Annotated in this window: 26 protein-coding genes; 24 read left to right on the top strand and 2 right to left on the bottom strand. The window is 57.0% G+C overall.

What is annotated here, in order from left to right:
* Positions 1-68: 68 nt before the first annotated feature.
* The 14 genes from L2D14_13830 (at position 69) to L2D14_13765 (ending at position 12504) form a co-directional block, all read left to right on the top strand.
* Positions 69-1106, top strand: a complete 1038-nt coding sequence (locus tag L2D14_13830) for a radical SAM protein (protein ID WNJ98948.1) — start codon at positions 69-71, stop codon at positions 1104-1106.
* Positions 1094-2203: an NAD(P)/FAD-dependent oxidoreductase gene (locus L2D14_13825; GenBank protein ID WNJ98947.1), complete on the top strand. Its 1110-nt coding sequence runs from the start codon at positions 1094-1096 to the stop codon at positions 2201-2203. The genes L2D14_13830 and L2D14_13825 overlap by 13 nt, the downstream gene beginning before the upstream one ends.
* 23 nt (positions 2204-2226) lie before the next feature.
* Positions 2227-3459: a radical SAM protein gene (locus tag L2D14_13820; protein ID WNJ98946.1), complete on the top strand. Its 1233-nt coding sequence runs from the start codon at positions 2227-2229 to the stop codon at positions 3457-3459.
* Between the two features lie 10 nt (positions 3460-3469).
* Positions 3470-4534, top strand: coding sequence for a hypothetical protein (locus tag L2D14_13815; GenBank protein WNJ98945.1), 1065 nt, complete (start codon positions 3470-3472; stop codon positions 4532-4534).
* A complete protein-coding gene (locus L2D14_13810; GenBank protein WNJ98944.1) occupies positions 4531-5253 on the top strand; it encodes a hypothetical protein in 723 nt (240 codons plus the stop codon). Before L2D14_13815 ends, L2D14_13810 begins: the two co-directional genes overlap by 4 nt.
* Before the next feature lie 142 nt (positions 5254-5395).
* Positions 5396-5776 carry a DsrE/DsrF/DrsH-like family protein gene (locus tag L2D14_13805; protein WNJ98943.1) on the top strand — a complete coding sequence of 127 codons (381 nt, stop codon included), beginning with the start codon at positions 5396-5398 and terminating at the stop codon, positions 5774-5776.
* 10 nt (positions 5777-5786) lie between these two features.
* Positions 5787-6545 carry a 4Fe-4S dicluster domain-containing protein gene (locus L2D14_13800; protein ID WNJ98942.1) on the top strand — a complete coding sequence of 253 codons (759 nt, stop codon included), beginning with the start codon at positions 5787-5789 and terminating at the stop codon, positions 6543-6545.
* A 51-nt stretch (positions 6546-6596) separates the two neighbouring features.
* Positions 6597-7946, top strand: coding sequence for a heterodisulfide reductase-related iron-sulfur binding cluster (locus L2D14_13795; protein WNJ98941.1), 1350 nt, complete (start codon positions 6597-6599; stop codon positions 7944-7946).
* Between the two features lie 19 nt (positions 7947-7965).
* Positions 7966-9018 carry an FAD-dependent oxidoreductase gene (locus L2D14_13790; GenBank protein WNJ98940.1) on the top strand — a complete coding sequence of 351 codons (1053 nt, stop codon included), beginning with the start codon at positions 7966-7968 and terminating at the stop codon, positions 9016-9018.
* An 18-nt stretch (positions 9019-9036) separates the two neighbouring features.
* A complete protein-coding gene (locus L2D14_13785) occupies positions 9037-9897 on the top strand; it encodes a hypothetical protein (protein ID WNJ98939.1) in 861 nt (286 codons plus the stop codon).
* Between the two features lie 18 nt (positions 9898-9915).
* Positions 9916-10665, top strand: coding sequence for a 4Fe-4S dicluster domain-containing protein (locus L2D14_13780; protein ID WNJ98938.1), 750 nt, complete (start codon positions 9916-9918; stop codon positions 10663-10665).
* A gap of 11 nt (positions 10666-10676) precedes the next feature.
* Positions 10677-11612 carry a CoB--CoM heterodisulfide reductase iron-sulfur subunit B family protein gene (locus L2D14_13775; GenBank protein WNJ98937.1) on the top strand — a complete coding sequence of 312 codons (936 nt, stop codon included), beginning with the start codon at positions 10677-10679 and terminating at the stop codon, positions 11610-11612.
* Positions 11609-12022, top strand: a complete 414-nt coding sequence (locus L2D14_13770) for a hypothetical protein (GenBank protein WNJ98936.1) — start codon at positions 11609-11611, stop codon at positions 12020-12022. Before L2D14_13775 ends, L2D14_13770 begins: the two co-directional genes overlap by 4 nt.
* 41 nt (positions 12023-12063) lie before the next feature.
* On the top strand, positions 12064-12504 hold the full coding sequence (locus L2D14_13765; GenBank protein ID WNJ98935.1) for a hypothetical protein: 441 nt from the start codon (positions 12064-12066) through the stop codon (positions 12502-12504).
* Positions 12505-12577: 73 nt separating this feature from the next.
* Here L2D14_13765 and L2D14_13760 read toward each other — a convergent pair whose 3' ends face one another.
* Complete coding sequence (locus L2D14_13760; protein ID WNJ98934.1) at positions 12578-13681, bottom strand: YeeE/YedE family protein; 1104 nt, start codon at positions 13679-13681, stop codon at positions 12578-12580.
* Between the two features lie 187 nt (positions 13682-13868).
* On the opposite strand from L2D14_13760, the gene L2D14_13755 reads away from it, so the two are divergent.
* The 5 genes from L2D14_13755 to L2D14_13735 all read left to right on the top strand — a co-directional run bounded on the left by L2D14_13755 (position 13869) and on the right by L2D14_13735 (position 17824).
* Positions 13869-14093 carry a sulfurtransferase TusA family protein gene (locus L2D14_13755; protein ID WNJ98933.1) on the top strand — a complete coding sequence of 75 codons (225 nt, stop codon included), beginning with the start codon at positions 13869-13871 and terminating at the stop codon, positions 14091-14093.
* Positions 14032-15348 carry a sulfite dehydrogenase gene (gene soxC, locus L2D14_13750; protein ID WNJ98932.1) on the top strand — a complete coding sequence of 439 codons (1317 nt, stop codon included), beginning with the start codon at positions 14032-14034 and terminating at the stop codon, positions 15346-15348. The genes L2D14_13755 and soxC overlap by 62 nt, the downstream gene beginning before the upstream one ends.
* Before the next feature lie 34 nt (positions 15349-15382).
* The gene (locus tag L2D14_13745) at positions 15383-15943 is read left to right on the top strand and encodes a cytochrome c (GenBank protein WNJ98931.1); all 561 of its coding nucleotides are present in this window, start codon (positions 15383-15385) and stop codon (positions 15941-15943) included.
* 260 nt (positions 15944-16203) lie between these two features.
* Entirely contained in the window at positions 16204-17070 is an 867-nt protein-coding gene (locus L2D14_13740) for an MBL fold metallo-hydrolase (protein ID WNJ98930.1), read from the top strand.
* Between the two features lie 154 nt (positions 17071-17224).
* Complete coding sequence (locus tag L2D14_13735; GenBank protein WNJ98929.1) at positions 17225-17824, top strand: rhodanese-like domain-containing protein; 600 nt, start codon at positions 17225-17227, stop codon at positions 17822-17824.
* 36 nt (positions 17825-17860) lie between these two features.
* On the opposite strand, the gene L2D14_13730 is transcribed toward L2D14_13735, so the two are convergent.
* Positions 17861-18730 (bottom strand): LysR substrate-binding domain-containing protein, encoded by an 870-nt coding sequence (locus L2D14_13730; protein ID WNJ98928.1) that lies wholly within the window; start codon positions 18728-18730, stop codon positions 17861-17863.
* Positions 18731-19069: 339 nt separating this feature from the next.
* Between L2D14_13730 and L2D14_13725 the strand changes: the two genes are divergently transcribed.
* The 5 genes from L2D14_13725 to L2D14_13705 all read left to right on the top strand — a co-directional run bounded on the left by L2D14_13725 (position 19070) and on the right by L2D14_13705 (position 23798).
* The gene (locus L2D14_13725; GenBank protein ID WNJ98927.1) at positions 19070-20020 is read left to right on the top strand and encodes a phosphate/phosphite/phosphonate ABC transporter substrate-binding protein; all 951 of its coding nucleotides are present in this window, start codon (positions 19070-19072) and stop codon (positions 20018-20020) included.
* A gap of 118 nt (positions 20021-20138) precedes the next feature.
* Positions 20139-20891 carry a phosphonate ABC transporter ATP-binding protein gene (gene phnC / locus L2D14_13720; GenBank protein ID WNJ98926.1) on the top strand — a complete coding sequence of 251 codons (753 nt, stop codon included), beginning with the start codon at positions 20139-20141 and terminating at the stop codon, positions 20889-20891.
* A 9-nt stretch (positions 20892-20900) separates the two neighbouring features.
* Positions 20901-21743: a phosphonate ABC transporter, permease protein PhnE gene (phnE, locus tag L2D14_13715; protein ID WNJ98925.1), complete on the top strand. Its 843-nt coding sequence runs from the start codon at positions 20901-20903 to the stop codon at positions 21741-21743.
* A 12-nt stretch (positions 21744-21755) separates the two neighbouring features.
* Entirely contained in the window at positions 21756-22601 is an 846-nt protein-coding gene (phnE, locus tag L2D14_13710; protein ID WNJ98924.1) for a phosphonate ABC transporter, permease protein PhnE, read from the top strand.
* Between the two features lie 102 nt (positions 22602-22703).
* Positions 22704-23798: a zinc-binding dehydrogenase gene (locus tag L2D14_13705; GenBank protein WNJ98923.1), complete on the top strand. Its 1095-nt coding sequence runs from the start codon at positions 22704-22706 to the stop codon at positions 23796-23798.
* Positions 23799-23800: the final 2 nt, after the last annotated feature.

The following is a 23800-nucleotide window of genomic DNA, read 5'->3' as shown; positions in this document are numbered from 1 at the left end:
ATAAAAAATGCCACGATACATATTCAATTTTTATATAATAAAAGCTCCGTGGCGCAGGGAGAATAGAGATGGCCTGGATTGACGCCGTTTCGGCGATTGAAGAATACGAGGACGCCGAGTTCGACCGTGATCTTGTGAATGCTTTCGAGCGTGAACAGGCACTTGCACTCTCGCGGCCGATCCGTTTCTCGACACCGACCTTCAAGGATTTCGAATCCGCCGAGATGAAAGGCTGTTCGAAGAACAGTTTCCCTGCATTTTCGATCACCGCCGGCGGCTGTGCGCTGATGTGTGATCATTGCGAAGCCAAAATACTCGAGCCCATGATTCCGGCAACGTCTCCCGAAATGCTGGATCAGAAAGTCCGAGACCTCATCATGCTGCAGGATTTAAAGGGCTTCCTGCTCTCAGGCGGGTCCAACCGGCAAAACGAGATTGCTTACGAGCGGTTTTATCCGGTGATAGAAGGCCTGAAACGCGATTACCCGGACCTTAAGGTCGCAATCCACACCGCGTTGCTTGATGAGAAACGTGCGAAGCTGATGGAAAGCGCCGGCGTGGATACGGCGATGATGGATGTGATCGGCGCACAGGAAACCATCCGCGACGTCTATCATCTCGACCGTCCCGTAGAAGATTTCGAAGCGACCCTTGCGGCGTTGGTCTCGACGTCCATGGAGATCGTGCCGCATATCGTGATCGGCCTTCACTACGGTGAATTGCTGGGTGAGGAAAACGCTCTCGACATCGTCTCGCGCCACGATGTGCATGCATTGGTCCTGGTCGTCGTCATGCCGTTTTATGCCAAGAACCGGACCTTCGTGACGACACCCACATCCGACGTCGGCCATGTATTCCTGGAAGCGCGTCGCAGGCTGCCCGACCGGCAAGTGTTGTTAGGGTGCGCGCGTCCTGCCGGTATGCACAAACGTGTCACCGATGCCTATGCCGTCATGGCCGGTCTGGATGGCATTGCTTTTCCTGCCGACGGTACGGCAGCGTTAGCGCAGGCGTTAGGGCGTGCGCATCATCAGGAACATGCGTGCTGCTCGATCAAGATCGGCGGCAGTCTGAGCCTTGAGAAAGGGTCTTCATGCGCGGCGTAAGTGAAAACTTTGACGCTGATGTAATTGTCGCCGGTCTGGGGCCGGCCGGCGCGCGCGCTGCAGCGGCGGCGGCGAAGGAGGGCAAGCGCGTTATCGCGCTCGAACGTAAACGCCGCGCCGGGATGCCGGTGCAATGCGCTGAATTCATTCCGACCATGGTATCTCAGGAACTTGGCGAACTGGATGCCGTTACGCGCCAGCGGATCAACGCCATGGAAACGTTTATCGAAGGCGAGACATGCGAGCGGACGGAGAATTTCCCGGGCCGTATGATCAGCCGGGAAGCGTTCGACCGCCGGCTTGTCGAGGACGCCATCCATGCGGGGAGCGATTGCCGGTTCGGGGTCAAGATCGCAGCCATCGCAGAGGATGGTGCTGTGCACCTTTCTGATGGCCAGACCCTGAAAGCCCCGGTACTGATCGGCGGCGATGGCCCGCGTTCATGTGTCGGCGCGGCAATCGGTGCAGTTAATACCGACATGGTGGAGACGCGCCAGTTGACGGTGCCTTTGCTTCGCGCCCACGACGCCACGGATATATTCCTTAGCGAACAACTGCCAGGCGGGTACGCCTGGTTGTTCCCGCGGGGCGACGTTGCGAACCTGGGCGCGGGCGTGATCCCGTGTGCCCGCACCGTATTGAAGGACTACCTGAACGAACTCCACGAAGATCTCGTCGCCCAGGGGCGCGTCGGCGCGGAGGTGTTGTCTTATACCGGCGGCGCAATCCCGGTCGGTGGACGGCTTTTCAGTTATGCCATGCTCGGGGACACGGCGGTTTTACTTTGCGGCGACGCATGCGGTCTTGCCAATCCGGTGACGGGTGGCGGAATTGCGTCGGCGGTGATCTCCGGCGGGCTCGCCGGGGAAGCAGCGGTTGGATGGCTGGACGGCGACGAAGACAGCCTTGACGATTTTGAAAGTGAACTTGCCGCCATTTTCGATCCGGCCTTGAACAGGGCGGTGCGGCGTCGGTGCGAATTGCTCGGCGCCCTTGGCAGCGGTGAGGCAACGGCGGCGGATTTCCGGCGCGGCTGGATTGCATACGAAGAATATTGGAACGACGAAACGACTTTGGTAAGGGGAAACGCGGCATGACCTGTTTAAAGCCCGAGGGCAAAATGCCTGGAGACAAAACGGCGAAAGGCATGGACTTCAATGCCTATGACGAGATGGCGCCGCGCAGCCCGGATAAAACGCCCGCTGAACTCCGCAACGGGGGTAGGGTCAAGTCGCAGGCGGCGACGCCGAGCGGCGTCTATTTGCCCAACAACAATATCCAGACGCCGGATATGCGCTCGCCTGAATACGTGCAGATGTCGACGGCGGCGGCGATCACGCTCGGGATCATGGCCGGCAAGATGTACCGTTGCGAATGTACGCGGTGTCTCAATCTTCTGCTGACGTATCCCGAAGGCTGCCGCGCGAATTGTGCCTATTGCGGTCTGGCCCGCCATCGTGAAGCCGATCGTGATTATGCCGACCGTAACTTTATCCGCGTCGACTGGCCGTCGGTACCGGTCGCGGAAATTATTGAAAAAGTCGCAGCGGATGGCGAGAACACGCCGTTCCATCGGATGTGCATCAGCATGATCACGCATCCGAACTCGGATGCGGATACGGTATCCGTGCTCAAGGCCTGGACCGACCGGATCGATCCGAAAACAGTGCCGGTGTCGATTTTATCGAACCCGACGACCATGCAGAGAGACGATGTCGCAACACTGCACGGTCTCGGCGCCGATATCTTTACCGTTGCCCTGGACGCGGCGACACCGACGCTTTTCGACCGCACTCGGGGTAAGGGCGTGCAGTCGCCGCACACCTGGAAGAAGTACTGGGAAATCCTCAACGATGCGCGTGACATTTTCGGCAAGGAAAAATTCGGTGCGCATCTGATCGTTGGCATGGGTGAGACCGAACACGATGTTCTTTCGGTCGTCCAGGACCTGCGCGATATGGGGGGACACAGTCATATGTTCTGTTTCTTCCCTGAAAAAGGCTCGCTGATGGACCACCTTCCGGCGACGCCCCGCGATCAATGGCGCCGTGTACAGATGGCGCGCTACCTCATCGATTACTGTAATGTGCGGCTCGAGCACATGAGCTTCGACGAACATGGCCGGGTCAGCGATTTCGGCCTGCCGAAGGCCGAACTGGACGGCATCATCGATACCGGCCTCCCGTTCCGGACCTCTGGCTGCCCGGGTAAATTCCAGGAGGACATATCCGCCTGTGACCGCCCGTACGGCGACTCTCCGCCAAGCGATATTGCGAGTTTCCCGTTCCAACCCAATAAGACGGATATTCGGAAAGTCCGCCGCCAAATGGGTTTTCCGAAAACCGTGAACTGAGCCGCGCAAGATGAGTAAAATCTTCCGCGTGATCGACACTGGGGTCGAGCACGGGCGGCTCAACATTGCTTTCGATCAGGCGCTGATCGATGCGCGGGCGTCCGGTGAAATTCCCGACACCATCCGCTTTCTGCGCTTCAAGCCGACTGCGCTGGTCGGCCGGCACCAGGCTTTAAGCCGTGAAGTCGACGTCGATTACTGCGCCGCCAATGGTATCGGGCTCGGGCGGCGGATCACCGGCGGCGGCAGTATATTCTTCGATGAAGGGCAACTGGGTTGGGAACTGGTTTTCCATCGTGCGTCGCTGCCGGCACCGGATCTCGGGGCCACGGCCGAGCTTATTTGCACCGCCGCGGCCGAAGGGCTGCGCACGCTCGGGATCGATGCACGTTTCAGGCCACGTAATGATATCGAGGTCGATGGCCGCAAAATATCCGGGACCGGCGGCTTTTTCGATGGCGATGTGCTGTTCTATCAGGGGACGTTGCTGATCGACACCAACCCGGAAGTGATGGCGCAGGCGCTGAAGGTGCCACAAGCCAAGCTGGCCAAGCGTGACCTTGATTCCGCGGCACAGCGGGTTGTCACACTGCGTGCCTTGCTCGGCGACAGGACGCCGGGCATCGATGCGGCCAAGCAGGCATTGTTGCAGGGCTTCGAAGCAGGTCTCGGCCTCCGCGCCGAGGATGGAGAGGTGAGCGAGCGTGAATGGGCGCGGGCGCGGGAGATCCATGACGAGGAAATCGGAACGGATGACTTTGTCGCCGAAATCGACGATCCGGAAAGCGACAGCGGCTTCCAATCGGCGAGCATCACCACGCCCGGTGGAAGCGTAACGGTTTATTTGCGCCTGCACCGGGGCCAGCAGCGTATTCAGCAAGTGCTCATCACCGGTGATTTTTTCGCCAATCCGCCGCGCCTCGTTTTTGACCTGGAAGCGGCGCTGAAGGATGCACCGCTGGAAAACATCGGCGACACGATCGACGCTGTGCTTGCTGACGGCGGGGCGATTACGGTGCCCGGTGATGCTTTGGCCGGTGTCATCCGTGAAGCGGCGGCGGGGGGTGTTTCATGATACGCCCGGAACGCAACCTTTACGTCATCCAGCACACCGATAGCGAATACCTCGGGCGCATGGAAGATCACTTTGAAGGGCGCGGTATCCGCTTTACCTATATTCGCCCGCACACGACGGACGGCAAATTGCCGCCGTCGGCGCGCTTCGTCGATGGCGTCATATTTCTTGGCGGCGGTCCATGGGGGGCGGCGGGCGATCGGGACTTGCCGTCGCTGGCGAACGAAGTTGCCTTGTCACACGAGTGCCTGGCCCTTGGGATTCCGCAAATCGGCATCGGTCTCGGCGCCCTGATCGTTGCGCTCGGCGGCGGTGGAAAGGTTGAAAAGACACCGCTGACATTCGATGTGGTCGAGGCCGTGCGCTGCAAGCAAGACGCGCTCAATGGGTATATGCCGGATAGATTTCCGATGGCGATCTATATGCGCGACCGTCCGGTTCTGCCCTCATATGCGGATGTGCTGGCGGCTGATGCGTCGGGTGCGCCGCTCGTGTTTCAACTGGGCGGGACGTCTTTGGGTTTTCTTGGGCATCCGGGGGCAAAACGCGCTATGATAGAAGACTTGGTGATGGAGTTCGAAGAATCGCCAGACGTCATTGCGCCGGGTCTGCAGGCGCTGAGCGAAAAAACGCCGGCGATCGAAGATGCGCTGGTCGAAATGATGACCGGGGTTATTCAGATCACAGGGCTGATGCAGCCGAAACCTGACAAGCCCTAATGCCAAGACCTGCAAGTATCGGTATTGCGGGTTGCATTGACGCAAAATAACACATTCGAAAAAGTGAATTTGTTATTGCTTTGACGCGTCTCCTTTGTGATTATGTGCCTAACGTAAAAACAAAAACAGCTTGGGAGGCATTATGGCCGAAAAACTCGTGATCATTATGGTGAACACCGATCCTCGTAACGGTGAGGAGCTCGGTGCGCCGTTTTTCCAGGCCACCGTCGCAGCGGCGATGGATTACGAGGTCGAGGTCATATGCACGGCAACCTCAGGGCAGCTTATGAAAAAGGGCTTTGCTGAAAGTCTTGTCGTCAAGGAAGGCTCCCCCAAGACCGTTTACGATTTCATCAAGGACGCGCATGAGGCGGGTGTCACTTTTTACTGCTGTTCGCCGAACCTTGATCTTTTCGACATGACCGAGGACGACCTGATCCCTGAATGTTCGGGGATTGTCGGCGGCGCGCATGTCATCGAAGAGGTGATGGAGAACGATGACGCCAAGGTTCTGACGTATTGAGGATGCACACATGAGCCACGCAAGCGGAAGCCGTATTCAGGAATTCATAGGCGACCCCGTCTCTGCGGAGCCGGCGGTCGATTACGACACCATGGAAAAGGTGTTCCAGGATATTCAGGCGGACATGCGTTATGACCATGAACTGAACGGATGCCTGAATTGCGGGATCTGTACGGCGACCTGTCCGGCAGCTCATTATTACGATTTCAGTCCACGAGAGATCGTGCAGTTGCTATGGACCGAGAATCTCGAAGGCATTCACGATGCCATGCAGGAGAAAATCTGGTCCTGCGCGCAATGCTATACCTGTGCCGCGCGTTGCCCCTTCGGGAACTCTCCGGGCGGTTTGGTGATGATCATGCGGGAAGTTGCCATCAAGCATGGCATGCAGTCCGCGAAGGACGTGTTGCGGCCGTTTTCCCGTGTCATGCTGAAGCTGATTTCGACCGGCAACCAGCTTGCCCCGAACATGATCACGCCCGATCACTTCCCGGACTGGGGACCGAACATCTCGAAGGTCGATGCGCCGCTTAAACTGCTGCGCCAGGCGATACCCATGCCGACCCTGAATACCACGGATACGGCCTGGGAAGTGAACCTCAAGACATCGGTCGAACTGTATACGATCTGGGAAATGACCGGTGTTCTCGAGCAACTCGAGACAATCGACGAAAACCTGTACGACGTGATCTCGGACATCATGGACGAGAAGCGTGACGATTATGAGGACTGGTTGGAAGACCAGGACGATGACGAGGACGACGATTGATAGGGAATTGCCCGCCCGAAACAGGCGCGCGGCGACCGAAAGGATGAGAAAATGAGCGATCAAACTGACGACACACGTTTCACCGGGCACGGTTCAGAATGGCGGGATGCTCAACTCAGCCCCGAGCAGGCGCAGACGGCCACCTCGTGGGTTGAGGCGCGCGTAGACAAGCGCTCGATGCTGACCAACAAAGACCGGGTCGAGGATGTCCGCGACATCATGTGGCAGCTTGAAAAGGACGGCGAGATCATCGTTCATCGCATGCGCGATGAATACGAGCCGATCACGCTCCGCACCCTGTTCGGATGGGAAAAGAAAATCCCGACAACGCGGTTGTGGCACCATAAATCCTGCGGTCAGTGCGGTAATATTCCCGGCTATCCGACCTCGCTGCTGTGGCTGATGAACCAGATGGGGATCGAGTATCTGGACGAGACCGACCAGACCTCCTGCACCGCCTGGAATTACCATGGATCAGGTATCGGCAACGTCGAGAGCCTGGCTGCCGTTTTCCTCCGTAATTTCCATCAGGCCTACGTCGCCGGTGAAGCAGAGGGTAAGGGCCGCGGCCATTATTACCCGCTGGTTCATTGCGGGACGTCTTTCGGCAATTATAAGGAAATTCGGGGCTTCCTGCTGCATTCCGCGGAATTGCGCGAGCGCGTGAAGAAAATTCTCGGCAAACTCGGCCGTTTGGTCGACGGCAAGCTGCTGATCCCGGAAGAGATCGTGCATTACTCGGAATGGCTTCACGCCATGCGCTACCGTATCAAGGAACATCAGACCATCGATGTCTCCAATATCCGCGCCACGGTCCATCCGGCCTGTCACGTCTACAAGATGATCCCCGAGGATGCGATCTACGACGATGATATTCTTGAAGGGAACCGCGTTGCGGTGTCGACCGGCCTGATGCAGGAACTGGGCGCAGACGTCATCGACTATTCGACATGGTACGATTGCTGCGGTTTCGGCTTCCGTCACATTATTTCCGAGCGAGAGTTTACCCGCTCGTTTGCCATCGACCGCAAAATCCGAGTCGCTGTCGAGGAAGCCAAATCCGACGTCATGATCGGCCACGATACCGGCTGCATCACGACGCTCGACAAGAACCAGTGGATCAGCCAGGCGTCCGACAAATCGAGTGTTTCCCTGCCCGTCGTCGCAGATTGCCAATTTGCGGCGCTGGCTTGCGGTGCACACCCTTACAAGATCGCACAAATGCACTGGCATGCTTCACCGGTTGAGACCCTGCTCGCGAAAATGGGTATCGATTGGGAAAAATCGAAGGCCGAGTTCGAGGCTTATCTCAAGGAAGTCGAAGCGGGTAATGGCGAAAATCTGTACGATCCGCGCCGCATGATTACGTCGGGGCCGGGTTTTAAGGCGGCCGCTGAATAAAAGATTGAGGAAATTGAGCATGACTAAACCTGTTCTTGTTGTCGGCGCCGGGCCGGCGGGGCTCTCTGCTGCACATGCCTTGGCATCGGTCGGTCAGGAAGTTGTCCTGGTCGACAAGGCGGATCGCCTGGGCGGCACGCCGATATTGTCTGGTTACGCAAAGCTGGTCCCGAGCGGCGAATGGGCGAAGGATGCCATTGGCGGCATGGTCGATCGTGTCACCGGCAACGGCTCGATAAAGGTCTATACGGATACCATGGTACAGGCCTTCGACGGTACGCCTGGTGATTTCACGGCTCAATTTTCGAATGGCGAGTCGATCAACGCGTCGACGGCAGTGCTCTGCACGGGGTTCACTCATTTCGATTCCGTCAACAAACCCGAGTGGGGTTTCGGCACCTTCCCCGATGTCGTCACAACGACCCAGGTCGAGCAGATGATTTCATCAGGTGCGGGCGTCAGGTGTCCGTCGGATGGGCGTAAACCGAAGCGGGTTGCAATTTTGCTTTGTGTCGGCTCGCGTGACCGGCAGATCGGCCGTGAGTGGTGCTCCAAAATATGCTGCACCGTGTCGTCCAACCTCGGCATGGAAATTCGTGAAGAGCTGCCGGACTGTCACGTCTATATCTATTACATGGATATTCGCACATTCGGTCTTTATGAGGACACGTATTACTGGAAGAGCCAGGAAGAGTTTAAGATCAAGTACATCAAGGCGCGGATCGCCGAGGTGACGTCGGACGGGAACAAGCTGATCGTCAAAGGCGAAGACACGCTGGTCAAGCGCCCGATCACGGTGCCGTTCGATATGGTGGTTCACGCCATTGGCATGGACCCGAATGTGGACAACGTCCTGATTGCATCGATCTTCGGTGTCGAGCTGCAACAACATGGGCATATCAAGCGCATGGATACCTACAGCTCGATGGCGGAAACGTCTCGTGCAGGCGTGTTCGTGGCCGGTGCCGCAACGGGCCCCGAGACGATCGACGATTCCATTGCCCAGGGTCAGGGAGCGGCCCTGGCGGCCCTGGCTGTCGCCAACGGCAACAAAATTCAGGCCGCGGAATAAGAACATCGGATGGATGGGATGATCTTATCTAGAAAGCCGATCGCAAGTACCAGCCGGCCAGTCCTGCACCTGGATGGGCCGAAACTCGCTGCGGCACTCGAAACCGTGGTTTCGAGATCGGAAGGTGTCGGCGGGATCGAATTTCTTGTCAGGGGCGTGCAGTTCAAGTCCGAGGTCGTCGCCGATGTCTTCAAGCGTGACGGCATCGACGCGCTGGATATCGATACGTTTCTCAGCGTCGTCGCTTTTATGGCGCCGGTGCGCCGCCGTATCGGTCCCTGGCTCGAAGAAGCGGGCACCTCGGGCATGGAAACAATCAGGACGGCCGTGGCATCGCTTCTGGACCAGGCGCAGGCCGCGAGCGAGTGCGATGACGCCGTGCGCCGTTTCTGTGAGAAATTTCCGGATGGCCGGGGGTATCGCTGGGTTCGTGATCTCGCCGCTGAAATCCTGCATGGCGTGATGCCCGAACGTTATCCGCTGATGAACAGGTGGGTCTGGGATGTGAAGGCCAACACGGGTGTGATCCGTGAATTATGGCATGACCCGAATATCGACCATATGACGCTGGATGTGCCGGACAATTACGACACGTTCCTGATGCTGCGCGAAGAGTTGAGCCAGTATCTTTCGGATAACGGGGTCTTCCGGGACGTGATGGCGTATGTGGATATCCTTTGTGCGCAAATCTACGCCGATTACATCTGTGAACAGGGCGGCAGTTATTTGCGTACGGACTTTTCCGCGGCAGAGGATCCGCTTCAGTATACGCGCCGGATGCTTGGCCTGGAGGGCATCGACCCCGAAACCGGGCGGACCCGTGCCAAGGGCATTGAGGGCCGGCCGATTATACTCGACATCGACGAGACGACGCACTGAACCGCGAGGGAAGCATTTATGCCAATCCATGAGAAATCGCTGATCCGGCCCGAAAACCTGATCGAACAGGAACACCTGGAAATAGACGGTGTGGATGTTTCGGGACACTGGAGTACCTTCATCGAATCCCGCGTCGTTCGGGACTATAACGAGGAGATGCAGGAGGAAATCGCGGCACTTCCCGGCGGTGAATACATACACCGCTGCTGGCAGTGCGGATCGTGCACCAACGCGTGTACGGTGAACGCTGTAAATCCCGACTTTAACCCCCGATACTGGATTTATCTGGCGCGTCTCGGCATGGAAGATGAATTGCTTAGAGACAAGGACATCATCTGGCAGTGCGTTTCTTGCAATAAATGCACCTATGCCTGTCCGCGCGACGTCAATCCCGAAGGCGTGATGAAGGCGTTGTCGCACTGGTGCGAGTTGAAGGGCCACACCGAGAAATCACCATCGATGCACTTTGATGAAGAGTTCGCGTCGCAAGTTATCGCCACGGGCAAGATAGAAGAAGGCCGGATCATCCGGGGCTTCTTTGCACGTACCAAGCAATCCTTAAATCAGGACTGGCTGATCGAAATGGTGCGCCGCATGCTGCGTCACCTGCCGGTCAAGATGCTGTTCGCAATGGGCATGCAGGGCGTGCTCCGTCCGCGCACCAAGGGATGGGACGGCGCCCGCGCCGCAATCGAGGAATACGTTGCCGAAAAAGATGCCGAGCATCGCAAGGCGCTTAAACTGGATCAGCCGCAAGCGGCCGAATGAGGGAGAAGACGATGAACGAGACCTCAAAAAAATATCAAAAGGTCGCCTACTATCCTGGCTGTGCGCTGGAAGGATCCGGGCATTCCTACAATACGTCGACAAAGGCGATCGGCAAGAACCTCGGCATGGAGTTGACCGAGGTCGATAACTGGAACTGCTGCGGCGCGATGGAAGTCAAGAACATCGACCCGAAGATCCAGACCTATCTTTCCTCGCGGGTGATGAATACAGCCGCCAATGAAATGGGTTTCGACACCGTTATGGCACCGTGCAACGGCTGCTATCACAACCTTAAAAAAGCCGAATACGATCTTGAACACGACGAAGAGAGCAAGGAAGTCGTCGACCGGTTGTCCGGCAAGGCAGGGCACGGCACCTATGAGGCGGGGCAGATAGAAACCATCCATGCGCTCGACTGGATCAAGGAAGGTATCGGCGAAGAAGGCCTCAAGGCGCGCGTCAAGAATTCACTGAAGGGGCTTAAAGTCGCCAACTATTACGGTTGCATGTACACCCGCCCACGGCACATTTTTCCTGAAAAGGATCAGGGGCCGGGGAGCGAGTCGACATCTCAGCCGCACTTCATGGACGATCTTCTTGCCGCAGCCGGTGCGGAGAACGTGGATTTTCCGCTCAAGACGGCATGCTGCGGCGGCGCGCACACGCTTTCCGATTCCGATATGTCGACCAAGCTGGTGATCAATATCATCCGCGCGGCAGAGGCCTCGGGTGCCGAGGTTATTGCCACCGAATGCCCGACCTGTCATTCGGGCCTGGAAATGCATCAGATCCGCGGCGAGAAGCGGTTCGGTTTTCAGTCCAACGTGAAAATCCTGTATTTCACGCAGCTTCTCGGCATGGCGCTCGGCGTGCCGCTCCGCGATCTCGGCGTGCATGAAAATATCTCCGACTCCATGGGCTTTCTGCAGGACAGGGGGTTCGTATGACGCCTCTGTCCGAGCTTGAGCTGGCGATTTCCGTCGCCGCCGCTGAAGGCGATGCGAAACACGGCGCTCAAACGCTTGTTTCGATTGGCGAGACGGTGCTGGAACATTGGATTATCGGACGCGGCGAACAGCCGACGCTGGATGAAAAGGAAGGCTTTCGGCTGCTGGCATTGCACCGGCAAGGGGCCAAAGGGTCGCCGTCGTTCAACGCCTGCCGTGAAACCTGCCGCGAGCTCGTTTATCATTATAACCTGATTGAGCGGGAAGCGAACGAAGACCAGCAGCGGGCGAAGCTGCAGATGATGGCCCTTGTCGCCATGCATCTGTATCTGTTCGTATCCGGAAAGATGGAAGTCGAGGGACTTGGTGAATTCTGTTGTTCCTCGAAGCCGCTCCATGCGGCAGAATAAATCAGTGGTGCGCGGCACTGGAAGTAAAGGAGTTACGACCGATGGCTAATGTGAGGGGATGTAACCTGCCTGACGATCTGCTTTATCATGTGGAAGATCAGGTGTGGTTCAAGGAAATGGGCGACGGTAACGTCAAGATAGGCATGACGGCGGTTGCCGCAGCAATGGCCGGGCAGTTGGTCGCGGTCACCCCCAAGAAAGCCGGACGTAGCGTTAAGGCCGGGAAATCCTGCGCCACCATCGAATCCGGAAAGTGGGTCGGGCCGGCAAAATCCATTGCAGCGGGCGAGATCGTCGAGATCAATCAGGCGGTCGTCGATCAACCGGATATTATCAACGGGGACCCTTACGACGCGGGTTGGCTTGTCATCCTGAAGCCTGAAGACTGGGACTCGGTGCGGGGCGATCTCGTTGCCGGCAGCGACGTTGCAGCCCCTTACGAGGCGAAGATGGAAGCAGACGGGTTCGCCGGCTGCGGCTGAACGGCTCGACGGGCGGACAAACAAAAAGGCCCGCAATCTGCGGGCCTTTTTCGTTGTTTACGGATTGTCGTATTTATCCGCGGCCCATCATTGCGGCAACGGCGCCGCCGAACGAACCTTCCTCGATGTACTTCATGCCGAGAACGCCGCCGGCAACGATTGAAAGGAACGCCAGCAAAGCCCCGATGGCCAGCGTCGACATTCCGGTCAGTCCCTGACCAATGGTACATCCGAGCGCCAGCACGCCACCGATTCCCATCAACGCCGCGCCACCGATATGGCGCAGCATGTCGTCGGTGCCGACGAACGATTCGAACTTGAACTCGCCGGCAAGCTTAGCCGAGATAAAGGACCCGAGTATAACCCCGCCGACGGTGGAAATGCCGAAGTCGATGGTCGAACCGGTGAAGGTCATCAGGTACTGAATGCTGTTGGCGACAGGGGCAACGAATGTCAGCGATGCCATTTGTGTCGGCTCAAATTCGTCGAACCCGACGATGCCGGTGATGATCCAGCCGGCGGGAACGCACAGACCGATGACGATGCCGGCAATGACATCGGGTTTAGAGGCTCTGAAATCGGCATCCTTGAGGCAAAACCACAGCAGACCCAGAACCGCGATGGCGCTGACGAGCAAACGTGCCGTATCGATATCGATGACGCCGCTGGCGGCGAGTGCATCGGGGATGCCCTGATTGTTCGCACCGATCGTCAGCATATCTATATTGGTAGCACCCTCCAGCGCCGTACGCCCCAACGCAATCAGGCCGCGTAGCGTCATGTAGGCGAAGACACCCAGAATAAGCGCGACGATCAGCGATTTGAGGTTGCCCGCACCGAGCCGAATAAGTGTTTTCGAGCCGCACCCGCCTGCCTGGGTCATGCCAAAGCCGAACATGAGGCCGCCTAGAATCGCCCCCAGCCAGCCAAGGCTCGGTGTCAGATATATGGCGTTGTTGATGTCAATATAGCCCGCGAGGTGCAGAACCTGCGTGCCGAAAATGCCCACGGCAATCGCTAGCAGCCAGGCGCGAAAGCGATTCCAGTCATCCATCATGACCAGATCGGAAACGGCGCCCATTGTACAAAAATTTGTTCTGTGTGCCGTTGCTCCAAAAATACCACCGAGCAGCAGTCCAAGTAAGGCCACCTGCGTGGTGACTGAAAATTCGATCATTTTATTCCTGCCTGTCGCGGACAATCACGGTGTCCTGCGATTTTAAGACTTCAAAATTTGATTTCACATGATACTATCAATATATAAAAATCGAATATGAAAAAACAGTTTTTTTTACAACAGTTTATGTAAGTGTTCGATTCAAGTTTTGGTATTTGTAGCAGTACACACGGGAGGTTGATGATTCATGGCGGACCAAACGCTCGATACAAAGGGGCTCAACTGCCCTATCCCTATCGTTAAGGCAAAAAAAGCACTCGCAGACATGTCCGCAGGGCAGGTTCTTGAAATTTTGGCGACGGATCCCGGCGCGGTGAAAGACTTCGAGGCATTCACCCGCAAAACAGGCAATGAGCTGTTGGAATGGAACGAAGACGCGGGCGTATTTACGTTCCAGATCAAAAAGGCCTGACTGGGTGCGACCCGATTTCGGGCGCCGGCGTTTTCTTGTAGCAGGATCCCTTGCCGCCGTTGCCGGCGGTGCAGGGGCATCGGTGTCGCGAGCGGAAGAGGGCAATAGCCTTGTCCCGGAATGGACGCGTTCGCTCGGGGCGGGGGTCGATGCGTCGCCTTATGGCATGCCGTCGCCGTATGAAGCGGACGTGGTGCGCAAGAATGTCGACTGGCTGACGCCAACGCGCGAGTCATCGGTGAATTTCACACCCCTGCATGCGCTCGAGGGCATCGTCACCCCAAACGGCCTTTGTTTCGAGCGGCACCATGCCGGCGCTGCGGTGGTCGATCCGTCTGCGCACCGCCTGCTTTTGCATGGCATGGTCGACCGGCCGATGACATTCACGCTTGAGGACCTGCTCAGGTTGCCCAGGATTTCACGCTTCTATTTTCTCGAATGTGCGGCCAATGGCGGCATGGAATGGCGAAATGCACAAATGAATGCGGTGCAATTCACGCACGGCATGGTGCATTGCGTACAGTACACAGGCGTGCCCTTGAGGCTGCTGCTGGAGCACGCCGGCATCAGCGACAAAGCCAAATGGCTGTTGGTAGAAGGCGGCGACGGCGCGGCAATGACGCGTTCCCTGCCGATCGACAAGGCCCTGGATGACTGCATGATCGCGTTGTTCATGAATGGCGAGCGCCTTCGCACGGAGCAAGGCTACCCGTTACGGCTGGTGGTGCCGGGGTTCGAGGGCAGCATGTGGATCAAATGGCTGCGCCGGATCGAAGTAGGGGAAGGTGCCTGGCAAACGCGCGAGGAAACGGCGCGCTACACCGATCTGATGCCCGACGGTCGCGCACGCCGCTTCACGTGGGAGATGGACTGCAAGTCCGTGATCACGACACCATGCCCGGAAAATCCGATTGCCCGGAAAGGGACCAACCTGTTGCGGGGACTTGCGTGGTCCGGTCGCGGCATGATTGCGGAAGTGCACGTGTCTTTTGATGGCGGACGGAATTGGCGCCACGCGAAACTGGAGGGGCCTGTCTACGATAAATGCCTGACCCGTTTTTTCCTTGAGGATTGGTCGTGGAATGGCGAAGAACTTTATCTGCAAAGCCGCGCTGTCGATAGTACGGGATACGTCCAGCCACAGATGGCGGCGCTCAAAAAGGTCCGGGGCGTGAACTCCACATATCATAACAATGCCATTCAAACGTGGCATGTGAAACCCAGCGGTGAAGTACAGAATGTCCGTTTGGGCTAGGATCATACGCTGTGGATTGACGGGGCTCGCTATCGTGGGCAGCCACGGCGCGGAAGCCGGCGAAGCCCGATACGATGGCATTGGCGCTGCCGCTTCTGCGGATCTGATCCGTGCCTGGAACATCGATGTCGCGCCAAATGGTGCCGGGGCGCCGCCGGGGAGCGGCAATGTCTCAAACGGTGAAGCGGTCTATTTCGAAAAATGCGCTCACTGCCACGGCGACTTCGGCGAGGGGGTAGGTAATATGCCCAAACTGATAAGCGGCAGCGGCACGCTGTTGGATGACAGACCCATCAGGACAGTCGGCAATTACTGGCCCTTCGCGACGACACTGTTCGATTATATCAAGCGGACAATGCCCATGCAGGCACCGCAGAGTTTGGCGGATGAAGACGTTTATTCTGTCACTTCGTATGTTTTGTACATCAATAATATCGTGCCAAAGGATTTCATATTAAATCAGACCAGCATCACCGGGATTGAAATGCCTAATGTCGATGGATTTTACATGGACAATAGAAAGACGAAAGAATCATACGCTGATTCATGCATGCATGATTGCCCGCCATATCAGGTGCTTGGCGTCGCAAAGTAGAAATTTCCCCGGATTGGATTAGATCAATCCGACTTTCGTATTCTGTATTTTCTGACAATAAGAACGGCTTGTTTGCTGCGGCAAGATCACGGATCCCTGCCGCCGTAAAACGTGCGCCGATGCTGGATAGAAGTTTATTTTACACTTGAAGGGCGGGAAATATATTTTATATTTCTTGAATATGTTTGCGTTTGGACGGCCAAGGTCCGGCGTTTCTTTTTTCCGGCAACGCTGCTTTTGAATATTTTGCGGAGGTACTGGTGGCAAATCCCGACGTGAAAGCCTTTTTCGACGAGGCGACTTTTACGGTTTCGTACGTGGTAACGGATCGTGAAACGAATAGATGCGCCATCATCGATTCCGTCCTCGATTACGACCCGGCCGCAGGCCGGACGTCTCATGCTTCCGCCGATGCCATTCTCGCTTACATCGCAGAACAGGAACTGTCGGTGGAATGGATTCTTGAAACCCACGTGCATGCGGACCATCTGACCGCGGCACCTTATCTGCGTGAAAAAACCGGCGCTGCGATCGGTATCGGCTCAAACATCACAATCGTTCAGACGGTCTTCGCCGATATCTTCAATGCCGAACCTGAATTCAAGAAAGACGGCTCGCAGTTCGACCGGCTGCTTTCCGACGGCGATACCTTCATGCTTGGCAACATCGAGGCGAAGGCCATGAATACGCCCGGCCATACACCCGCATGCATGGTGTATACGATCGGCGATGCGGCCTTTGTCGGCGACACCATCTTCATGCCCGATTACGGTACGGCACGGTGTGATTTTCCGGGCGGTGATGCGCGGGCGCTGTATGCCTCGATCAAGCGGATTTTCGAGCTGCCGCCGGAAACCCGCCTGTTCATGTGTCACGATTACAAGGCGCCCGGCCGCGATGAATTCGCCTGGGAATGCACCGTCGCCGACCAGCGCGCCAACAATATTCATGTGCATGACGGCATCAGCGAGGATGCGTTCGTCAAGATGCGGACCGAACGTGACAAGACGCTCGGCATGCCCAAGCTGATCCTGCCGGCGGTACAGATCAACATGCGTGCCGGCGCATTGCCGCCCGCCGAGGACAACGGCACCAGCTACATGAAAATCCCGATCAACGCATTATGAGACGCGGCCCGCACGAAGACGCGCATAACGGAGGTAAATCCTGACGGGGCGTTGAACGAGCAACTAATACATTCAAATATCATATAATGATAATGTATAAATTAAGACGTTTTATAAAACGCCCGATCAGGGCCACGAAAGAAAGGGGATATCCATGAAGATGCTTTTTACCGTATTGACGCTTGTTCTGGGCCTGGTTGTTACGAATGCAACGGCTGCCGAACTTGATGTCAAAATCAATGCGCGGACACCGAGCGTGACCGTGCCGACGGCCAAAGGGCCGGTCGAAATCATGCGCAATCAGGACATGGATGCGACGGTCGATTCGAAATATGCGAAGACCTCACGCAAATGTCCGCCGTTCTGCATCCAGCCGATGCAGGTCGCACCCGGCGTGACCACCGTCGGCGAGGTCGAACTGCTTGAATTCGCCAAGAACGGCGGCAAGTTGATCGATGGCCGGACGGTGGAATGGCATCTTGATGGAACGATCCCGGGCGCCGTTAACATGCCTTATACGCAAATGGCCGACCGGCTGGACGAGATCGGCTGCACCGGCGCTGCCGGCAAATGGGATTGCACCAAAGCCGAAAAAGTTCTGCTTTTCTGCAACGGCCCCTGGTGTGGCCAGTCGCCGATGGCAATCAAGGCGATGCTGCGGGAAGGCTATCCGGCGGATAAAATCCTTTATTACCGGGGCGGCATGCAGGCCTGGCATATCCTCGGCCTGACTGTCGTTGAAGGTGATATGTAAGCAGCAACCGATCCCGGCGCCATCGTAATTTTCGGACTATGAACGTCGGGTCAGTTTTGCGATCTCGAAGAAGGCGTCGATCAGCCGCGAGTTGCGTCGCTCCATCAGGCAGTTGACGTGCGCCGTGGTGTAGATATCGGCATCGGAAACGCCGAAGACATGCAGATCGGGGTGGGGGATGAATTCAATGTCCGATACCACCCCGATCCCGATGCCGCGCGCGACGGCCAGCCAGACCGCTTCGCGGCTGCCAATTTCCATGACCGGGTTGATTGAAACGCCGTGATCCTTAAGGGCGGCTTCAAGAGCGAGGCGTGTCGTCGAGCCACGTTCGCGCAGCACCATGCGTTCGCCTTCAAGCTCGGCAATGCGGATGCTTCGGCGTCTGGCAAAGCGATGCGATTTATTGCTGAAGATAACGACCTTGTGACGGCTGTAGGGCATAGCGAAGATATGCGGGTCATCTTCGACATGCGCGAGAACAGCGACATCGGCTGAGTAATCCAGAAGCTTGTTCACCATCTCGCGTGAGTTCCCGACGGTCACGGCCAAACGTATCCCGGGATAGCGTTCGCTAAAGGCGCTGAGCATTTCCGTCGCATGGAACGGGCCGACCGCACCGACCCTGAGCGTGCCGGTGTGAAACCCGCCGAAGGCATTCAGCACATCTCGGGCTTCCCCTTCCAGATCCATGATACGCCGGGTGATCACGAACAGCGCTTTTCCGGCATCGGTCAATGCGATCTCGCGGCCGCGGCGGTGGAAAAGCTCGACCTGGAACATTTCCTCGAGTGCGCGGACCTGACTGGTCAATGTCGGCTGGCCGACATTCAGCACCCGCGAAGCAGCGGTGAACCCATGCTCGGCAGCGACGGCGTGAAAGGATCTGAGCTGTGTAAATATCATTGCTTATTTAAATGGATAACATCTTAAATATGAATTTGTCCAATAGATAGCTTCATAGGATCATCATCTTGCCTGATCGCCAAGCCGAACAGTAAATATAATCGGCAAGCGATGGCTGGGAGAAGCGATGAATAACTCTGCACATGATTTTGTACTTTGCTGTGTGCTGCCTTTTTTCAAAGGCGGCAAATTCACGGAAAAACATGCCGAAACGGCGATGCCCGGAGATTTCCCAGGTCCCCGGTCACGTCCAATAATCCGAAAATGGAAATGAGACGGGGCAATGTTCGTCGGCCATGTTGCCGGTGGACGTAATAGTCATCAATGAGGAGACATCCAATGAAGTCCAGATCCAAACTTACCAAATCCTGCGTCGGCGCCTGTAAACAGGCAATTGGCGTTCTGGGTATCGCGGCGATTGCCGGACTCGCATTCAGCGGTGCAGTAAAGGCTGCCGAATGTGAAAACCCCGATGCGTTGACGTTCGCCATCGTACCGACCGAGGAATCCGTTGCCGAGTTGCAGCTTTACAAGCCCGTGACCGACCGTATGGCCAAGCTGACCGGCAAGAAAATTCAGTTCTTCATGCCGACATCTTATGCGTCGGTGGTCGAAGGGCTGCTTAGCAAGTTTGTCGATGTCGCCGTGCTTGGTCCGTACTCGTACGTGATCGCCAGCGAGAAAGATCCGAGCGTCGAGGTTTTTGCGACTTATGCCAAGAAGAAGGGGCATATGCAGGAAGAAGGCCCCGGCTATCGCGCTGCGCTGATTTCCAAAAAAGGCTCGAAGTTCACGACCATCGATTCACTGAAGGGCGCCACCGTCGGTCTGACCGACCCGGGCAGCACGTCCGGCAACCTGATGCCGCGTGTCGTGTTCTCGCAGGTCGTCGGCATGGATATCGACAAATTCTTCGGCAAGGTCGCTTATACCGGGTCGCATGAACTGTCGTCGGTCGCTGTCGTCCAGGGCAAGGTCGATGCCGCGTTTGTCGCCACGCACCGTTTCGACAATGTCGTTTCCAAGGGCGAAGCGAAACTCGACGACGTCAATATTCTCTGGCAGTCGAAGCCGATCCCGCAGGATCCGTTCGTCTATCGCAACACGCTTTGCGAAGACATTAAAAAGAACGTCCGCGAAACGTTCCTCGGTCTCTCGAAGGAAGCTTCCGCGAAAAAATTCCTCGCCAACGTGAAGTCGAACAAATTCGTTCCGATGACGTCCGAGGATTACGACATCATTCGCGCGCTGAAGAAAGCGAAAGACGAACGCAAGAAAAAGAAGAGCTGATTAACGCCAGCTCCCACGGGCGGCCGGTTTAACCCTGGTTGCAATCCGAAACCGGTCGCCCGCAATCTTGCCTTGAATTAATCTATCCGCCTCATTCGAGACGACAGGAACTATTGACATGGCTGTCCTACAAGTCAGCGATCTACGCGCGCGCTACAGCGCCTCAGGCCCGGAAATCCTCAAGGGGATCTCATTCGAAGTCGAAGACAATGATTTCTTTGCGATTATCGGCCCCAGCGGCGCCGGCAAGTCGACCCTGATCCGCTGCATCAACCGGCTTGTCGAGCCGACGTCCGGCAGTATCGTTTTCGACGGGCGCAACGTGACGGCACTACGCCGGCGAGAGCTTAGGCGTCTGCGCCGTGACATCGGCATGATTTTCCAGGAATTCAATCTCATCAACCGGATGAGCGTCATGGACAACGTGTTGTCCGGCCGCCTCGGGTATACGTCCGATCTGCGCACCCTGTTCCGGGCCTTTCCGCGCAAGGATATCGACCATGCGTTGATGCTGCTCGAACGTGTCGGCCTGATCGATCACGTCGACAAACGCGCCGACGAGCTGTCCGGCGGTCAACGCCAGCGGGTCGGAATCGCGCGTGCATTGATGCAGAATCCGAAACTGATGCTGCTCGACGAGCCAACCTCGGCGCTCGATCCGAAGATTTCGCGCGAGGTCATGGCACTGATCAAGCAGATGGCGCAGGAACTCAAGGTGCCGTGCCTTTGCAATATTCACGACGTCAAGCTGGCACAGGAGTTCTGTAACAAGATCATCGGTCTGCAGGACGGCGTGACCATGTTCTCGGGCGTGACGGAACTGATGAACGAAGAAAAACTTGGCGAGATTTATGCCATGGAAGTGCTCTGAGGGATCATCATGGCATCAGCACCCCTGAAACCCAATCTCAAAGGCTCGCTGGCCGCGGTCGCGGACGGTGTCGTCGAAAAGCGGCGGCGCAGCCGTATGTTCTCGGCAGGCGCCACCGTTGTTCTGCTGGCGCTGGTTGCGTGGAGTATCGACGTTACGGTCATCCAGGACACGGACTGGGAACGCATCGGCAGCGTTGAAAAGGTATGGGAAGCGACAAGCCGCTTCATCGGCATCGATTTCGAGCTTTTCGGCACACTCATGGTGCCGGCGCTGGAAACCCTGCTGATTGCCTGTCTGGGGACGTTTTTCGGTCTTATCCTGTGTGTGCCGGCTGCGTGGTTCGGGGCCATGAACATCACGCCGTACAAGCCCGTTACCTATCCGCTGGCGCGCCTCATGATGACGCTCAGTCGCTCGATCCATGAGATCGTCTGGGCATTGTTCTTCGTTGCCGTGGTCGGACTTGGCGCCATGGCCGGCGTGATGGCAATTGCCGTCCGCTCGGTCGGGTTTATCGCCAAGATGTCGGCAGAAGCGATCGAGGATATCGATCATGGCCCGGTCGAAGCAATCCGCGCCGTCGGCGGTTCGCCCTTGCAGATCATAATCTACGCCATTCTGCCGCAAGTGCTGCCGCAAATCGTCAGCGTCGTCATCTTCGAATGGGAAATTAATATCCGCCGTTCGGCGATCCTCGGTCTGGTCGGGGCCGGCGGCCTCGGGCTGGTGTTCTTCCGGCAGATGAACACGTTCAATTATCACGGGGTGACGACGGTCATCCTTGCCATTCTGATCATCATTCTGCTGGGCGAGGCGGTGTCGTATTTCATCCGCCGGCGTCTGATATAGGAACCCGCGACGATGGCTGAAAACGAAACGATCACCCTGTTCGGCGACGGCAAACGCCTTAAATGGCGCCGCTTTCGCTATCCGGATTCCCTTTACGCCTATGGTGCCTGGCTGCTCGCGTTCACGGTGGTGGTGTTCAGTATCGAGTATCTGGACATTCCACTCGACCGGCTGTTCGGCATGCTGGGCCGGATGGGCGACATTCTGGCGTCGCGTTACTATCCGCCGGATATCGAATACATCATGGACCGCGACTATTTCGAATATGTCGTCGAGACCATCCAGATGGCGTACCTGGGCGCGTTGTTCGGTCTCATCATCACGATTCCGGTTGCCTGGTTCGCGTCATATAACATGACGCCAAGCCGTCTGTTCGTGTACCCGGTTGCGCGTCTTTTCGGTATGTCGTGCCGCGCCGTGCACGAAACCATCTGGGCAATCCTGTTTGTGTCGATCCTGGGCTTCGGGATGCTGCCCGGCGTTCTTGCACTGACACTGTTCAGTGCCGGTTTCGCGGCCAAGCTGTTTGCCGAGGAAATCGAATCCGTCGATATGGGGCCAGTCGAGGCCATGCGGGCAACCGGCGCAAATCTGTTTCAGGTGATGGTGTTCGGTGTCTGGCCGCAGGTCCGCGTCGCCTTCACCGGGATCGCGATATACACCTGGGATGTGGCGTTTCGTGCGGCGACGGTGGTCGGGTTCTTCGGCGCCGGCGGTATGGGCTGGTATCTCAAGCGTAACGTTCTGCAGATCGAAACCGAGCGCGTGGCGGCAATCATCCTGTCGATCATTGTGCTGGTGATCATCTCGGAAGCGCTTTCCGCCTGGGCAAGAAATGCTGTGATGAAGATGAAATAGCTTTCTTTCACTTTAACTTGCCGGCGGGTGTGCCGCCGGAAGCCTGAATTCACGACCGAAGTTCATGTGGCGGTGTGCCTTACAGAAGCTGGAGTAACCAAAATGTCAAAAACAGGACGCGCCGTCGTATATGACGCTCCCAATGCACCGTTCAAAGTCCGCGACTATCCGGTTCGCGATGTCACGCCTGACGAGGTGCTGGTACGGATCACCATGTCGACGATCTGCCGCTCCGATATTCATTCCTATCAGGGGCACCGGCCGAACCCGTGTCCCGGTATTCTCGGCCATGAGATCGTCGGCGTTATAGAGCAGCTTGGGCACACGATTACCCACGACATGCGAGGCGATACGCTGAATATCGGCGACCGGGTTACCTGGACCGAGTTCTTTCATCATGGGCCGTCGTATTACCGCGATGTTCACGACATGCCGCAGAAATCCAAGGGCCTGCGTAAATACGGTCACGATTTGGCGGAAGATGATCCGCATTTCCTCGGCGGGTTCGCCGAGTACTGCTACATCCTGCCGGGGACGGGGATTCTCAAATTGCCCGACGAGATCAGCGACGAAGAGGCGACGCCGCTCAACTGCGGCGTGGCGACGATGATTTCGGTGACCGAAGCCGCGGCCATCGATATCGGCGATACCGTTGTGGTGCAGGGGCTCGGCCTTCTCGGGCTTTACGGCTGCGCGATTGCCAAGGCGCGCGGTGCAAGGCGGGTCATCGGTCTGGATACCGTGGCCAGCCGGCTGGAAATCGCGGAGCGCTTCGGCGCCGATGTGACATTCGATGTTTCGAAAATGAGCGATGACGAACTGGTCGCTGCCGTGCGGGCCGAATGCCCGCCCGACGGTGCGGATGTCGGTATCGAGGTCTGCGGCTATCCGGATGTGGTGCCGATTGGCATCCGCATGCTCAGGGTCGGCGGCTGTTACGTTATCGGCGGATTGGTCAATCCGGATGCAACATTCACGATCGACGGCAATCAGATCCTGCGCGGCTGGATCAATATCAAGGGGGTCCACAATTATCATCCGCGCCACCTGATACAGGCGCTTGATTTCGTGATGAGCAATCGCGACCGCTTTCCGTTCGGCGATCTTGTCGATTCCAAGTTTTCGCTCGATCAACTGGACGAAGCGTTCGCACGGGCATCGGACCGTTCGGTTTTGCGCGCGGCAATCGTTCCCTAGGC

The organism is Thalassospiraceae bacterium LMO-JJ14 (assembly GCA_021555105.2).
Taxonomy (GTDB): domain Bacteria; phylum Pseudomonadota; class Alphaproteobacteria; order Rhodospirillales; family Casp-alpha2; genus UBA4479.
Note: the sequence above shows the minus strand (reverse complement) of the source record. Positions and strands in the feature narration are given on the sequence as shown.

Coding starts and splice junctions, on each gene's coding strand:
- L2D14_13765 (WNJ98935.1), top strand. CDS start 12,064: ATGGCTAATGTGAGGGGATGTAACCTGCCTGACGATCTGCTTTATCAT.
- L2D14_13735 (WNJ98929.1), top strand. CDS start 17,225: ATGAAGATGCTTTTTACCGTATTGACGCTTGTTCTGGGCCTGGTTGTT.
- L2D14_13770 (WNJ98936.1), top strand. CDS start 11,609: ATGACGCCTCTGTCCGAGCTTGAGCTGGCGATTTCCGTCGCCGCCGCT.
- L2D14_13780 (WNJ98938.1), top strand. CDS start 9,916: ATGCCAATCCATGAGAAATCGCTGATCCGGCCCGAAAACCTGATCGAA.
- L2D14_13755 (WNJ98933.1), top strand. CDS start 13,869: ATGGCGGACCAAACGCTCGATACAAAGGGGCTCAACTGCCCTATCCCT.
- L2D14_13730 (WNJ98928.1), bottom strand. CDS start 18,730: ATGATATTTACACAGCTCAGATCCTTTCACGCCGTCGCTGCCGAGCAT.
- L2D14_13830 (WNJ98948.1), top strand. CDS start 69: ATGGCCTGGATTGACGCCGTTTCGGCGATTGAAGAATACGAGGACGCC.
- L2D14_13705 (WNJ98923.1), top strand. CDS start 22,704: ATGTCAAAAACAGGACGCGCCGTCGTATATGACGCTCCCAATGCACCG.
- L2D14_13785 (WNJ98939.1), top strand. CDS start 9,037: ATGATCTTATCTAGAAAGCCGATCGCAAGTACCAGCCGGCCAGTCCTG.
- L2D14_13800 (WNJ98942.1), top strand. CDS start 5,787: ATGAGCCACGCAAGCGGAAGCCGTATTCAGGAATTCATAGGCGACCCC.
- L2D14_13795 (WNJ98941.1), top strand. CDS start 6,597: ATGAGCGATCAAACTGACGACACACGTTTCACCGGGCACGGTTCAGAA.
- L2D14_13820 (WNJ98946.1), top strand. CDS start 2,227: ATGCCTGGAGACAAAACGGCGAAAGGCATGGACTTCAATGCCTATGAC.
- phnE (WNJ98924.1), top strand. CDS start 21,756: ATGGCTGAAAACGAAACGATCACCCTGTTCGGCGACGGCAAACGCCTT.
- L2D14_13815 (WNJ98945.1), top strand. CDS start 3,470: ATGAGTAAAATCTTCCGCGTGATCGACACTGGGGTCGAGCACGGGCGG.
- L2D14_13825 (WNJ98947.1), top strand. CDS start 1,094: ATGCGCGGCGTAAGTGAAAACTTTGACGCTGATGTAATTGTCGCCGGT.
- phnE (WNJ98925.1), top strand. CDS start 20,901: ATGGCATCAGCACCCCTGAAACCCAATCTCAAAGGCTCGCTGGCCGCG.
- L2D14_13810 (WNJ98944.1), top strand. CDS start 4,531: ATGATACGCCCGGAACGCAACCTTTACGTCATCCAGCACACCGATAGC.
- L2D14_13760 (WNJ98934.1), bottom strand. CDS start 13,681: ATGATCGAATTTTCAGTCACCACGCAGGTGGCCTTACTTGGACTGCTG.
- phnC (WNJ98926.1), top strand. CDS start 20,139: ATGGCTGTCCTACAAGTCAGCGATCTACGCGCGCGCTACAGCGCCTCA.
- L2D14_13790 (WNJ98940.1), top strand. CDS start 7,966: ATGACTAAACCTGTTCTTGTTGTCGGCGCCGGGCCGGCGGGGCTCTCT.
- L2D14_13775 (WNJ98937.1), top strand. CDS start 10,677: ATGAACGAGACCTCAAAAAAATATCAAAAGGTCGCCTACTATCCTGGC.
- L2D14_13725 (WNJ98927.1), top strand. CDS start 19,070: ATGAAGTCCAGATCCAAACTTACCAAATCCTGCGTCGGCGCCTGTAAA.
- L2D14_13805 (WNJ98943.1), top strand. CDS start 5,396: ATGGCCGAAAAACTCGTGATCATTATGGTGAACACCGATCCTCGTAAC.
- soxC (WNJ98932.1), top strand. CDS start 14,032: ATGAGCTGTTGGAATGGAACGAAGACGCGGGCGTATTTACGTTCCAGA.